The following is a 13,413-nucleotide window of genomic DNA, read 5'->3' as shown; positions in this document are numbered from 1 at the left end:
GCCTTCATGTACTCGATCAGCTTGCGTTCGTAGAAGGGCTGGGGCGACTGGAAGCGGGCGACGAGGCCGGCCTCCTCCGTCAGCTTCACCACCATGCCGATGCAGGAGACGTCCACGGGATCGCCGCCAAGGTCGAACTGCAGGCGGAAATCGAACTTCTGCTTGGCGATCAGGTCGCCGTCATAGGGGCGGATGCGGAAGGAGCCGAGGACGAATTCCTCCGGCACGTAGTCGTGGTGATCGATGACGATCGTCGGCGGGGCGGACGGCCGTTCCCGTCGCGGCTCGCCGGTGGTCTTCGCGGCGCCGGACGCCTTGTTGCCCCCGGAAAAGATCGACAGCCAAGACATGAAGAGCGATGTCCCCTCGTTCCGGAAGCCTGAAACCACGCCGACATATTCCGACAGTTTTGGGGGCATATCCTTTAGTAACGGTTAATGGCCTAAGCATCGGTTACGGCGCCGTAACTTTGCCGCCGCCAAGACGACCGTACTGCAATGGAACGCCGGAACGGTAGGGGGCGTCCTGCCGCGACGGCCGCCCCCGGCCGATCGCCGGACCGTCAGATGCGGCCCGGCATGCGGCGACGGTCGGCGTCGTCGGCAGGCACGATCTCGGTCCCGACCGGCCAGAGCGCCAGCAGCGCGAGCTTCAGATGCGCCCAGGCGAAGGGCAGGCCGATGATGGTGATGGCAAGACCCACCGCGGCGATCAGATGGCCGGCGGCCAGCCACCAGCCGGCCAGCACGAACCACACCACGTTGCCGATGAAGCCCAGGGCGCCGGTGCCCATGTCTTCGCGTCCGCGGAACTCATCCCGGCGTACGGCGGTTTGTCCAAAGGGAAGCAAGGTGTACAGGGCGATGGTCAGGGCGGACCGGGCCCAGGGCAGGCCGATGATGGACAGAGCCATCAGGACCGCGGCCAGGAGCCAGCCGAGCGCCATCCAGATGCCGCCCGTGATCAACCACAGCGCATTGAGGAGAAGACTGAGCAGAGGCATGACACGAACCCTCCCTTTCGCCGCAGATGTGGGGACGGCCCCGGCCGTGGACCAGAGGGGCGGCTTTCGAGTGCGGGACCAGCCGCAACGATGGGGCACCCCGTCCGGGGGCGCGAAAGAGGGGGAGGTTCATGCAATCCATGCCTTGAACCGGATCCGCAGGGTCCACAGATCCGGTAGAGGCATCATGACGACGCGTCCGGACGGGTCCTCCGCCGACAGCACCGCCGGCGGGCCGCCCGTTTCCGGACAATACGGATCGGAGGCCGCATGAACGAGGCTTTGAACACCGACCCCGGCGCCGATGCGCCGAACATGCCGCGCGAGGGCGAATCGCTGTCGCCGGTGGTCGCCGCCATCCTCGGCACCGCCGTCGCGGCGGCAACCAAGCGCGGCAGCGGCGGCGACGTCGTCCGCGGGCTGATCGCCGGCCTGCGCGTCCTGCGCGCCACCGTCGAAGAAGAGGCCGGCTACACCATGGCCGCCGCGGTCGACAACGCCATCCGCACCCGCCTGCTGGCCGACAACCTGTCGCGCCTGCGCGTCAGCGGGGAAAAGCCGAAGGCCATCCCTCTGCCCGATCCCGGGCCGGGCACCAGCGCCGCCGCCGCCATCTTCGAAAGCGCGGCCGAGTCCTGCCTGACCGTCAACGCCCACGCCGAGGACAACGGGCCTCTGGAACATGCCGTCTTCGCCTTCACCGCGCAGTTGCTGCAACAGCTGGGCGGGGCGCCGGAATGGCGGAGCCTGGCGGGCGAACTGCGCCGTCCGATGGCGGTGGCGCCGGACGGCGAGGAGATGGAGGTGACGCTGCATTGAGCAGCTGCCGACAGCACCGGCCAAAAAAACAGCACCGGCAAGTAATGAAATTTGGTTTGTTTTTGAGCCGTTTCGGCGGCGGCTGAAACCTTTTGCGGGCAGGGCGGCTTTCGAGGCCGTGTTAAGGGTTTTGCCCGATTTATCGTACGGGACGACTTGCGTTCGGCTTCGTTAGGGTTGGCGTCGGCGGTGGGAACGTCCCATCGCGGAACGCCAGCACCGGGGAACCCGAACGTGTTCTTTCACACCCAGCCCTCCACCGTCCGCACCGGACGGGCAGAGTCCGTCCGCTTCGCGGTGAACGGCACGGCCGGTGACCGCACGGCTGACCGGGCGGGCGATCCGTTGGGCAGGCAGGTGATCTTCCTCCATCCCGGCAAGGGTGCCTGGTGGCGCCTGCTCGACCATGTCCCGTCGGGCCAGGAATGGCTGACCTTGCCCGCCTCCGCCTCGGCACGGCTGTCGTCGATGCTGGTGGAACGCGGCGGGCGGCGGCCGGTGCTGGTGGCGAGCGCGGTGACGGCGCCGCTCGCCATCGTGGCGGCGCTGGATTTTCCGGATCAGGTCGGCGGCGTGATGATCGTCGACGATGTCGGGGCCGATTCGCCGCTGCGGCGGCGCTGGAACGCCCTGTCCACCTGTTTCGGACGGCCGCGGCCCGTGGACCTGACCGACCGCCTCGGTGAATTGGAGGCGGAGCTGCCGGCGGTGCGGGTGCCGGTGACCCTGATGCAGGGAAGCGAACCGGCGGAGCTGTTCGCCCGGCTGGAAAGCCGGCTGACCGGCTGCCGGACGCTGACCGTCGTCGCGGTCCCCGATGCCGCCGCCGTCCGCCCGCGCACCCATGCCGCCGAACTGCGCGGCGCATTGCTGGCCCTGGTCTCCGCGGTGGAGCGGGCGCAGCGGTAGGGCGCGCACCCAATGATGCACCCTGGATCCCCACCTTCTGGATCCGCGCCTTCGCGCTACGGAATGCACATATTTCCAGGCATTGCTAAGTCTCTGGATCAAAAGGAACTTTGCGTCATCCCCGCGAAGGCGGGGATCCAGAGTTTCCGGTGCAAGGGCGGGCACAAGCCTGGATTCCCGCCTTCGCCGGGATGACCGTCGAAATGTAACGCCTAGAAGCTCTGCGCCGTCAGTGCGGCCTGCGTGCGGTTGCGCACGCCCAGATGCCGCAGGATGGCGGTGACGTGGACCTTCACGGTTCCTTCCGTCAGCCCCAGCTCATGGGCGATCTGCTTGTTGGACTTGCCGTCGCGCAGACGGGCCAGAACGTCGCGCTGGCGTGGCGTCAGCTGGTCGCCGCCGCTGCCGTTGCCAAGCGCCGCGGAGTCGTCCGTCTGGTCGCCGGCAGCGCCGCCGCCATAGCCGCCCTGCATCTGATCGACGCGGTCGCCGCCGCGGATCGCCTGTTCGGGAAGATAGATGCCGCCGGCAAGCACCAGCTGCAGTGCGCCCAGCAGCACCTTGGCGCTGGAGGATTTTGGGATGTAGCCGGCCGCACCGTTCTCCAGCGCGGCGAGAAGATCGGAACGCTTCTCCGATCCCGATACCACCACCAGCAGCGCCTTGGGCAGGCTGACATGGATGTCGCCCAGCGCCGAGAAGCCGGTCCAGCCCGGCATTCCGAGATCGAGCAGGATCAGGTCGAAGGGTCTCGTCCCGTCGCAGAGCGACCGCACCTCGTCATAGGTGCTGGCCTCGAAAAACGTCATGTCGTCGTCGAATTGCGCCAGCAGGCGGCGCAGACCGTCTCGGAACAACAGGTGATCGTCGGCGATCAGCACGTTCATCGCGGGCATTTCCAGGAAGGTTGCGGCGATGGCACACCGGAATGGCGTCATCGGCCCGGACGTTCACATAGGCACGGTCATTCTGACGCTGTAGTTCGCTTTTCGTCTTAGACCGCTTCCTCTATGCCCGTTCCTTTCGCGTCCGGAACGGCGGCGTCATTCGCCTTGACGCCGGAATCGGAAACGGCGCCGCCCCGCCGACCGCCGGCCCCGGATGGAAGGGGCGGGCGGCCAGGACGGATGGCTGGCGAGACCTTTGGCGAAACTCTGTCTGATGAGGATCGGACGGCTAAGGTCAGACGGTGGCGGCGACGCCCGTCTCGGCGGCCTGATCGCCGATGCCGTTGTTCAGCGCCCAGATGGCGGCCTGGGTGCGGTTGGACGCGTTGATCTTGCGCAGCAGGCTCTTCAGGTGAACCTTCACGGTGGCTTCCGTGATGTTCAGGTGGTTGGCAATCATCTTGTTGCTGTTGCCGTTCAGCAGGCAGCGGAGGATCTGGACCTCGCGCTGCGACAGGCCCTTGCGGCGGGTCGGCAGCTCGGCGCCCATGTCCTCGGTGCGGCCGCTGACCAGCAGTTCGGCCAGATGGGTCGGGAACACCTTCTCGCCCATCATCACCAGCTTCAGCGACTGCATCAGCGCCTCGCAGGCGATGTCCTTCAGCAGGTAGCCGCCGGCGCCGGCGCCCAGCGCGGCAGACAGCCGGCGGGTTTCCAGGTCGTTGGTCAGGATGACGATCCGGATCGACGGATGGCCCTCGCGCAGCGTGCGCATCGCCTCGACTTCCTCGTCGGCACCGCTCGGCAGATCGATCAGGATCAGGTCGGGGGTGGTGCCGGTGCCGAGCGCCGTCAGGCCCTCGCGCAGGCTGCCGGCCTCGCCGACGACGTTGAAGGGAGTGCCCTCGAACAGGCGCTTCATGCCTTCACGGAAAAGCTTGTTGGCATCGATGAGGAAAACGTTGATGGCATCCATGGTCTCAGCCCGCCTTTTGTTCCGTTCCGATCAAAGTGGCGCCGATTGGCGCTTCCGAGGCATCCCCGACCGCTCGCTCTCGCGTCCGGCCCGCTCCCCCCTCAGGGTGTGGGGTGCCTCGTTGTGATCCATAGATACCCCCGATTTGCGCGGCGCAAAATTTCGCTTAGGTAAATTTCGCGTCGAGCAATGGGCATATGCCGTAAGACCGGATAAGACAAGATGCGGACATAAGCGGAACTTTGATGGTCGGGCGGAATAACGGCCTGTGACAGAAAAGGGGAAATCGTTAACCACGGGCCTCTGACTTGGTCATGTTTCTCAGTTGCAATATGGCGGGACTTCGACCCCGGCCGGCATAGGCCGCGCGAGGATTGCGCCCCTGCCCGATGGTTGGAGTCCTATGTCCTGAACGCCCGCCCTTCGGCCTAGGTTCGGTCGCGCAACCGCGCAATCCCGAATGGGAGACGCGGTCTGTCGCAGGGTTCGTGCCGGGGCGCTCTGTGCTATATACGTTCCAACCGCAAGACAGCATTCCCATGCTTGAGCCGATTTTTCTTCTTTTCCCCAAGCCGGGCCGCCCATGTCAGACGCGTACGACGACGATCCGTTGAGCCATGCCGCTCCCCCCGCTGCCGCTTCGGCCACGGGCTTTCCAAGCGCGGCGCAGCGCTTCGCCTATCTGGACGGGCTGAACCCGACCCAGCGGGCGGCGGTGGAGGCGCTGGACGGGCCGGTGCTGGTCCTGGCGGGCGCCGGCACCGGCAAGACGCGGGTGCTGACCACCCGGCTGGCCCATCTGCTGATGACCCGCCGCGCCGCCGCTTTCCAGATCCTGGCTGTCACCTTCACCAACAAGGCCGCCCGCGAGATGCGCGAGCGTGTCGCCCACCTGGTGGGGATCGAGCCGGAGGGCTGGTGGCTCGGCACCTTCCACGCGCTGGCCGCGCGCATCCTGCGCCGCCATGCGGAACTGGTCGGGCTGAAGTCGAATTTCACCATCCTCGACACCGACGACCAGGTGCGGCTGATCAAGCAGCTTCTGGCGGCCGAGAACATCGATTCCAAGAAATGGCCGCCCCGGCAGGTCCTGGGCGCCATCGAACGCTGGAAAGACCGCGGCCTGACACCCGACCGTCTCGGCGACGCCGACGGCGGCGATGTGGCCGGCGGCCGGGTTGTGGCGATCTATCGTGCCTATCAGGAGCGCCTGCGCACCCTGAACGCCTGTGACTTCGGCGACCTGCTGCTGCACAACCTCGCCATCTTCCAGAACCATCCGGACGTGTTGGCGGAGTATCACCGCAAGTTCAAATATCTGCTGGTCGACGAGTATCAGGACACCAACGTCGCGCAGTATCTGTGGCTGAGGATACTGTCCCAGGCGCACAAGAACATTTGCTGCGTCGGCGATGAAGATCAATCGATCTACGCCTGGCGCGGTGCGGAGATCGGCAACATCCTGCGCTTCGAGACCGACTTCCCCGGCGCGACCATCATCAAGCTTGAGCAGAACTACCGCTCCACCGGCCATATCCTGGCCGCGGCATCCGGGCTGATCGCCAACAACCAGGGTCGTCTCGGCAAGACGCTGTGGACCGAGGCCGACGGTGGCGAGCCGGTCAAGGTCAAGGCGGTGTGGGACGGCGAGGAGGAGGCGCGCTGGGTCGGCGAGGAGATCGAGACGCTGCAGCGCAAGGGCACGTCCCTGGCGCAGATCGCCGTGCTGGTCCGCGCCGGCTTCCAGACCCGCGAGTTCGAAGAACGCTTCATCACGCTCGGCCTGCCTTACAAGGTGCTGGGCGGTCCCCGCTTCTACGAGCGGCAGGAAATCCGCGACGCGATGGCCTATTTCCGCGTCGTCAATTCCGGCGACGACGATCTCGCCTTCGAGCGCATCATCAATCTGCCCAAGCGCGGCGTCGGCCCGGCGGCCATGCAGTGCCTCTACACCGCGGCGCGCGCGCAGGGGCTGTCGCTGACCGAGGCCGGCTGGGCACTGACCGAGACGGACGAGCTGAAGCCGAAGCTGCGCGCCACCCTGCGCGGGCTTCTGCAGGACTTTTTCCGCTGGCGGACGTTGATGGCGACGGTGCCGCACACCGAGCTTGCCCGCACCATCCTTGACGAATCCGGCTACACCCGCATGTGGCAGGAGGACAAGACGCCGGAGGCCCCCGGCCGGCTGGAGAACCTGAAGGAACTGATCACCGCCATGGCGGAGTTCGAGAACCTGCCGGGCTTCCTGGAGCATGTGGCGCTGGTGATGGAGAATGCCGAGGCCGCCGGGATCGAGCAGGTCACGGTGATGACGCTGCACGGCGCCAAGGGGCTGGAGTTCGACCATGTCTTCCTGCCGGGCTGGGAGGAGGGGGTGTTCCCCAACCAGCGCGCGCTGGACGAGACCGGCATCGCCGGGTTGGAGGAGGAGCGGCGGCTGGCCTATGTCGGCCTGACCCGCGCGCGACGCCGCGCCTATGTCAGTCATGCCGCCAACCGCCGGCTCTACGGCAACTGGGTCAGCGCCGTGCCGTCCCGCTTCGTCGAGGAAATCCCGCAGGACAATGTGGAGGCGGAGGCCGCCAACGGCCTGTTCGCCGGCAGCGGCGGGCGCGGCAGCTTCGGCGGCGGGGCAGGGGCCTATGGAGCCGGCGGCTTCGGCGGCGGTTCGGGCGGCGGCTTCCAGTTCCGCGGCTCCACCCGGCAGGCGCCGGCACCCAAGACGATCACGCTGGACCAGGGCGCCTATGCCGTGGCGCCGCGTCCGCGGCCCGATGCGCCCTTCGCCAAGGGGGCGCGCGTGTTCCATCAGAAATTCGGTTACGGCACCGTCACCGCGGTGGCGGAGGACAAGCTGGAGATCGATTTCGACCATTCCGGCGCCAAGAAGGTGATGGACAGCTTCGTCGTGCCTGCCGACAAGGCAGGCTGAGGGGGCGGGCGGACGGTTTGCCGCACTGTGACGGCCGTCACAGCCGCGGCTTCCGTCGCCGGCCAGTATTGCAGCATTGCAACGGAGCCGGAGGTCTTCCGCCGTGTTCGGAACGGGCAGCGTCAGTTACGAGGTGCAGAGCCGCCGCGAGGGACGCTGGCTCATCGAAGGCGCCTATACGGACCAGGAGGCGGCGTTGTCGGCCGCCCGCTCCCAATTGGCCGCCTCCGGGGTGGAGGAGGCGAAGGTGGTGAAGTTCCGCACCATCGCCGGCCTGTCGCTGGAAACGGTGATCCTGCACAAGACGGCGCCGCAGGTTGCGCGCAAGGGGCTGACCCTGGGCGGCACGGCGGAAGGGGCGCCGATCTGCCGCAAGCCGGACAACCTGAGCGGTTTCGAAAGCCGGGTGGTCATCGGCCGGCTGCTGCGCCCCTATCTGGATGCCCAGCGCATCACCCCGACCGAATTGCTGCATTCCTGGCCGCTGTTTCGCCGCCTGGAGGAGCAGGGCGCGCTGCTGGGCGCCGCCATCCATGCGGTGGCCCGCCACCATGCCGATCTTCACGGCGTGTCGCATGCCGCCCGCGCCCGCGAACTGCGGCAGATGGTGGAGGCGGTCGCCGGGGCCGCCCGTGATGCGCTGGCCGAACGGCGCCGGCTGCCGCGCTTCGACGCCGCCGACCTGCCCGGCACCAGCAACAGGATCGAGGAGTCGGTGGGGGAGGCGGGGCACGACGCGCTGTTCCTGATCCTGCTGTGCCAGCATCTGGAAGGCGGCGGGACGCTGGCCGGCAAGCTGGAACTGCTGCTGGCGATGATCGACGACGACCTCTGGCCGCGGCATCTTGCCCTGCTGGACGGGGTGATCGCCGACATCATGGGCTCCGCCGATACGATGAAGGAACTGCTGGGCGCGCAGCCCAGCCTGCATGCCGGGCTCTGCGCGCTGGCCGACGCGCTGTTCGACCGCGACGCGGATCCGGCACTGGCGCCGATGGCCGCGTCGCTGCGCCGGGTCTGCCGCCTCGCCCTGCAGGGCCGCGCGCCGCAGAGCCTGGCCGTCCTGCTGGAACGGCTGCGCCAGAGTGTCGCCGGGGACCACCCGCTCGACCGGCGCGACGCGAAGGCGGAAGGCATGCTGACCCGCGACCTTGCCGACCGGATGAAGGGGGCGGACGGCGCACTGCTGGGCGGGGCGGCGATGGAAAAGGCGCTGGAGCGGCGTCTGCTGCGCCACCGTCAGTCGGTCCTGCGCGCCCAGGGCATGCACGACATCGCCGATCGGCTGTCGGGACGGTAGGGGTTTTCCTCGAAGCCTTTTCATCGAAACCGGGCAGCATCCGGAATCCTTGGTGTCTTTCCGGCTTGATGCTAAAAACGCCGCTTCTTCTCGCGTCGTCGTCGGAAAGCCCCTGTCATGTCGCAAACCCCGCTCTGGCGCATCGCGCTGGTCGTTCCCGAAGCCCATGCGCCCGCCTTCGCCGAGGCGGTGGGGGACCATGCCGATGCGGTGTCGACCTTCGAACTGGAGGAGGGCGGCAACTGGCTGGTCGAGGCGACGCTGTACGGCGCCCCCGACGAGGCGCGGCTGCAGTCGCGCGTCGCCGTGCTAGCCAAGGCGCTGGGAATCGAGGAGCCGCGGCTGGCGGTCGAGAACCTGCCGCCCATCGACTGGGTGTCGCACAGCTACCAGGGCTTTCCGCCGATTCGCGCCGGCCGCTTCTTCGTCCACGGCTCCCACCATGAGGGCATCGTGCCGGCCGGCAGCATCCCGCTTCTGGTGGACGCCGCCACCGCCTTCGGCACGGGCGAGCATGGTTCGACCAACGGCTGCCTGCAGGCGCTCGACCGGCTGTCGCGCCATCTGAAGCTGCCGCGCGGCGGCCGGCGCGGCGCGCTCGACATGGGCTGCGGCTCCGGCATCCTGGCGCTGGCGGTGGCCAAGCGCTGGCGCGTGCCGGTGACCGCCGTCGACATCGATGCGGAGGCCGTGCGCGTCACCCGCATCAACGCGGCGCTGAACGGGCAGAAGGGCATGATCCGCGCCCAGGGCGGCGACGGCTACCACACCCGCATCGTCGGCCGGCACAAGCCCTACACCCTGGTCACCGCCAACATCCTGGCCCGCCCGCTGTCGCGCATGGCGCCGCAGCTGCGCCGCCACCTGAAGAAGGGCGGCTATGCCGTTCTGGCCGGCCTGCTGAACCGGCAGGAACGCCACGTCATCCAGGCCCACCGCAACCAGGGCCTTCGGCTTGTCGCGCGCATCCCGGTCGGGGAATGGACCACTCTTGTGGTCAAGCGTTAAGCCAGGGGCCGTTGAAACCAAAGGGCCGGGTTGCGACTTCCCCTAGGGACGATGTCCCGACACTCACCTGGGGAGACACCATGCTGAACCGCATCCGGTCCTTGTTCGCAGGCGACGACGACGGCACCGAGCCGGGCGAGGACGCCCTGCAGGCCGCCGCCGCCGCCCTGATGGTCGAGGCCGCGCGCACCGACGACACCATCACCCAGGCGGAGCGCGACCGCATCATCTCCGTCGCGCAGCGCCACTTCCACTTGAACGAGGAGGAGGCGCAGGACCTGCTGTCCGCCGCGGTCTTCGACACCGAGGACGTGTCGCCCTACCACCACTATGTCAGCATCATCATGAACCGCTGCCCACCCGGCCGCCGGGTCTGGATCATCGAGATGCTGTGGGAGGTCGCCTACGCCGACGGCGTGCTGAACGACCTGGAGGCCAGCCTGCTGCGCCGCATCGGCGGCCTTCTGCATGTGTCCGACATCGAGCGCGGCGAGGCGCGCAAGCGTGTGCTGGAGCGGCTGGGGCTGCCGGACGATGCGGGGTTGCCGGTGTAGGGGTGCTGCTTCGGGTGCCCCCTCCCTAACCCTCCCCCTCTTCGAGGGAGAGGGGACTGCCGCTGTCCTTTGCATACTCCTGCAAGCGTCCAACCCCCTCTCCCGCGAAGCGGGGGAGGGATAGGGAGGGGGCATTCGCTTTTGCCCCCCACCCCAACCGGCATAGCCGTCACCCCGCCGCTTGCGCATGCCCGGCCGGGTGCCTAGCCTGGGGTCACAGGCTTCACCCTTCCGAGGAACACGTTCCGTGTCCAGCGCGACTCCCTCCGGCGCTTACCGTGGCGACGACGCCCTTGCGACCCTGTTGACCGAGGCCGGGACCGGCCGCTCCCCTGCGGATGTCCGCGCGCTGCTGGCCGGCGTGCTGGCCGCGCCGGAGGGGGAAGACCCGGCGGCGTGGCTGGTGCTGGTGGGCGAGACCCTGCCGCCGGCATTGGCCGAACAGCTCCAGGCGCTGAAGGCGGTCCTCGCGGCGGAAGCCCCGGCGGCCCGGCCGGGTCCGGCACAGCGGCTGGCCGATCTGCGCGCCGCGCTGAAGCGCCGGGATCTCGACGGCTTCATCGTTCCGCGCGGCGACGAGCATCAGGGCGAATATGTGCCGCCGCGCGCCCAGCGGCTGGGTTGGCTCACCGGCTTCACCGGGTCCGCCGGCAACGCGGTGGTGACATCCGGCCGCGCCGCGATCTTCGTCGACGGCCGCTACACCCTGCAGGTCCGCAGCGAGGTCCCGTCCGACCTTTACGAGTACAAGCATCTCGTCGAGGATCCGGTCACCGACTGGATCATCGCCGCCTTGCCCGAAGGCGGGCGCTTCGGCTTCGATCCCTGGCTGCACACCATCGGCTGGGTGGAGAAGACCCGCGCCGCTCTGGAACGCGCCGGCATCCTGCTGATCCCTTGCGAGGACAATCCGCTCGATTCGGTTTGGCAGGGCCAGCCGCCGGCTCCGCTCACCCCGGTCGTGCCGCAGGACGAGGCGTTGGCCGGCGAAAGCTCCGCCGACAAGCGCGCCCGGCTGGCCGACGAGTTGGGGCAGTCGGGGGCCGCCGCCGCGGTGCTGACCCAGCCGGACAGCATCGCCTGGCTGCTGAACATCCGCGGTGCCGACGTGCCCTGCACGCCGCTGCCGCTGTCATTCGCCATCCTGTCGGCCGATGGGTCGGTGGACCTGTTCCTCGACCCGCGCAAGCTGGCGCCGCAGACCCGCGCCCATCTTGGCAACCGGGTGCGGGTGCGGCCGGTGGAGGAGTTTGGGCCGGCATTGGACGCCGTCGCCCGCGGCTCCGCCCGCGTGCTGGCCGATCCGACCTGCACCTCGGCCTGGATCGTCGACCGGCTGCATCTGGCCGGCGCCAAGGTGGAGCGCGAGGGCGATCCCTGCGCCTTGCCCAAGGCCTGCAAGAACCCGGCGGAGCTGGCTGGCACCCGCGCCGCCCACACCCGCGACGGCGCCGCCATCGTCCGCTTCCTGCACTGGTTCTCGGAGGAAGCGCCGAAGGGCGAACTGACGGAGCTTGCGGTGGTGGAGCGGCTGCTGGCCTGCCGGCGTGAGAACGAGCGGTTCCGCGGCGTCAGCTTCGACACCATCGCCGGGGCCGGTCCGAACGGCGCCATCGTCCATTACCGCGTGACGCCCGAGACCGACCGCCGGCTGGAACCGGGCAGCCTGTTCCTGCTGGACAGCGGCGCGCAGTATCTGGACGGCACCACCGACGTCACCCGCACGCTGGCTGTCGGCGAGCTTGACCCGGCACTGGCCGCGGAGATGCGCGACCGCTTCACCCGCGTGCTGAAGGGCCATATCGCGCTGTCCACCGCGCGATTTCCGCGCGGCACCACCGGTTCGCAGCTGGATGCGCTGGCGCGGATGCCGCTGTGGCAGGCGGGGCTGGACTACGACCATGGCACCGGCCACGGCGTCGGCAGCTTCCTGTCGGTGCATGAGGGGCCGCAGCGCATCTCCAAGGTCGGCAACACCGTGGCCCTGCAGCCGGGCATGATCCTGTCCAACGAGCCCGGCTATTACAAGACCGGCGCCTACGGGATCCGCATCGAGAACCTGATCGTCGTCCAGCCGGTGGAGCCGCAGGGCGAACCGGCCGGCGCCGAGCGCCAGATGATGGAGTTCGAACCGCTGACCCTGGTGCCGATCGACCGCTCGCTGATCGAGCGCGCGCTGCTGTCGGACGCGGAGGCCGCCTGGGTCGACGCCTATCATGCACGGGTGCGCGAGTCGCTGTCCCCCCTGTTGGACGAGGCGGCCCGCCGCTGGCTCGCCGGGGCGACGGCGCCGCTGTGAACGGGGGGTGGGCCGCATCGGATCGGGTGCGGCCGCCCCCACGGGCCCGATCCGGGGATGGCCGGACGTGATCGAACGTGGGGATGACCCTGATTCGGCAAGATGATGTCCCGCGTGGTAACACGTTCTTTACCAGGCTGATGCAGTGTGTCCCAAGGGGATGACTTTTGGCGGCAGTTAGGGCACTACAGTCGGCATCACTTCCCGGATTACGGCGCAGCCCCCGCGCCGGGTGGGCGTAACGGCCGGACAGACACCGGCAACGGATTATTGCGGAGACGTCTAGATGAAGATCCTCGTCGTCGATGATTACGCCACCATGCGGCGCATCGTGCGGAACCTGTTGACCCAGATCGGCTACACCGACATCGACGAGGCCGGCGACGGTGTGTCGGCGCTGGCGAAGCTGCGTGAGAGCAAGTTCGGCCTCATCATTTCCGACTGGAACATGGAGCCGATGACCGGCCTCCAACTGCTGAAGGAAATCCGCGCCGACGCGAAGCTGGCGGCGACGCCCTTCATCATGGTCACCGCCGAAAGCAAGACCGAGAACGTGATCGCCGCCAAGCAGGCCGGCGTGAACAACTACATCGTCAAGCCTTTCAACGCCGACACGCTGAAGCAGAAGATCCAGGCCGTCATCGGCGGCTGATCCCGCAAGGGCAAAACCCGCAAGGGACGATCGAAGCTTATCGTGACCGGTCCGGGTGGGCGGCGGCACATGCC

12 protein-coding genes are annotated in these 13,413 nt (G+C 68.2%); 8 read left to right on the top strand and 4 right to left on the bottom strand.

Annotation, left to right across the window (positions count from 1 at the left end):
• A partial coding sequence (locus tag VD964_RS06305) for a hypothetical protein (RefSeq protein ID WP_324866690.1) occupies positions 1 to 350 on the bottom strand: 350 nt, incomplete at its 3' end.
• A gap of 212 nt (positions 351 to 562) precedes the next feature.
• Positions 563 to 1,003 (bottom strand): YccF domain-containing protein, encoded by a 441-nt coding sequence (locus VD964_RS06300; protein ID WP_324866688.1) that lies wholly within the window; start codon positions 1,001 to 1,003, stop codon positions 563 to 565.
• Positions 1,004 to 1,273: 270 nt separating this feature from the next.
• Between VD964_RS06300 and VD964_RS06295 the strand changes: the two genes are divergently transcribed.
• Together VD964_RS06295 and VD964_RS06290 are read left to right on the top strand one after the other, a co-directional pair.
• Positions 1,274 to 1,822: a hypothetical protein gene (locus tag VD964_RS06295; RefSeq protein WP_324866686.1), complete on the top strand. Its 549-nt coding sequence runs from the start codon at positions 1,274 to 1,276 to the stop codon at positions 1,820 to 1,822.
• A gap of 234 nt (positions 1,823 to 2,056) precedes the next feature.
• A complete protein-coding gene (locus VD964_RS06290; protein WP_324866684.1) occupies positions 2,057 to 2,731 on the top strand; it encodes an alpha/beta hydrolase in 675 nt (224 codons plus the stop codon).
• Between the two features lie 212 nt (positions 2,732 to 2,943).
• Here the strand turns inward: VD964_RS06290 and VD964_RS06285 are convergent, their stop codons facing one another.
• Entirely contained in the window at positions 2,944 to 3,618 is a 675-nt protein-coding gene (locus VD964_RS06285) for a response regulator transcription factor (RefSeq protein WP_324866682.1), read from the bottom strand.
• A 295-nt stretch (positions 3,619 to 3,913) separates the two neighbouring features.
• Positions 3,914 to 4,594 carry a response regulator transcription factor gene (locus tag VD964_RS06280; RefSeq protein WP_324866680.1) on the bottom strand — a complete coding sequence of 227 codons (681 nt, stop codon included), beginning with the start codon at positions 4,592 to 4,594 and terminating at the stop codon, positions 3,914 to 3,916.
• A gap of 583 nt (positions 4,595 to 5,177) precedes the next feature.
• On the opposite strand from VD964_RS06280, the gene VD964_RS06275 reads away from it, so the two are divergent.
• The 6 genes from VD964_RS06275 to VD964_RS06250 all read left to right on the top strand — a co-directional run bounded on the left by VD964_RS06275 (position 5,178) and on the right by VD964_RS06250 (position 13,339).
• Positions 5,178 to 7,526 (top strand): ATP-dependent helicase, encoded by a 2,349-nt coding sequence (locus VD964_RS06275; protein ID WP_324866678.1) that lies wholly within the window; start codon positions 5,178 to 5,180, stop codon positions 7,524 to 7,526.
• A 103-nt stretch (positions 7,527 to 7,629) separates the two neighbouring features.
• Positions 7,630 to 8,826 carry a hypothetical protein gene (locus tag VD964_RS06270; protein ID WP_324866676.1) on the top strand — a complete coding sequence of 399 codons (1,197 nt, stop codon included), beginning with the start codon at positions 7,630 to 7,632 and terminating at the stop codon, positions 8,824 to 8,826.
• Between the two features lie 117 nt (positions 8,827 to 8,943).
• Positions 8,944 to 9,834, top strand: coding sequence for a 50S ribosomal protein L11 methyltransferase (locus VD964_RS06265; protein ID WP_324866674.1), 891 nt, complete (start codon positions 8,944 to 8,946; stop codon positions 9,832 to 9,834).
• Between the two features lie 80 nt (positions 9,835 to 9,914).
• Positions 9,915 to 10,388 carry a TerB family tellurite resistance protein gene (locus VD964_RS06260; protein WP_149221993.1) on the top strand — a complete coding sequence of 158 codons (474 nt, stop codon included), beginning with the start codon at positions 9,915 to 9,917 and terminating at the stop codon, positions 10,386 to 10,388.
• Positions 10,389 to 10,635: 247 nt separating this feature from the next.
• Positions 10,636 to 12,687 carry a M24 family metallopeptidase gene (locus tag VD964_RS06255; protein ID WP_324866671.1) on the top strand — a complete coding sequence of 684 codons (2,052 nt, stop codon included), beginning with the start codon at positions 10,636 to 10,638 and terminating at the stop codon, positions 12,685 to 12,687.
• Between the two features lie 286 nt (positions 12,688 to 12,973).
• Positions 12,974 to 13,339, top strand: coding sequence for a chemotaxis response regulator CheY (locus VD964_RS06250; protein WP_012974572.1), 366 nt, complete (start codon positions 12,974 to 12,976; stop codon positions 13,337 to 13,339).
• Positions 13,340 to 13,413 lie beyond the last annotated feature (74 nt).

Source organism: Azospirillum sp. (assembly GCF_035628975.1).
Taxonomy (GTDB): Bacteria; Pseudomonadota; Alphaproteobacteria; order Azospirillales; family Azospirillaceae; genus Azospirillum.
This window is presented reverse-complemented; position numbering and strand designations above follow the sequence as displayed.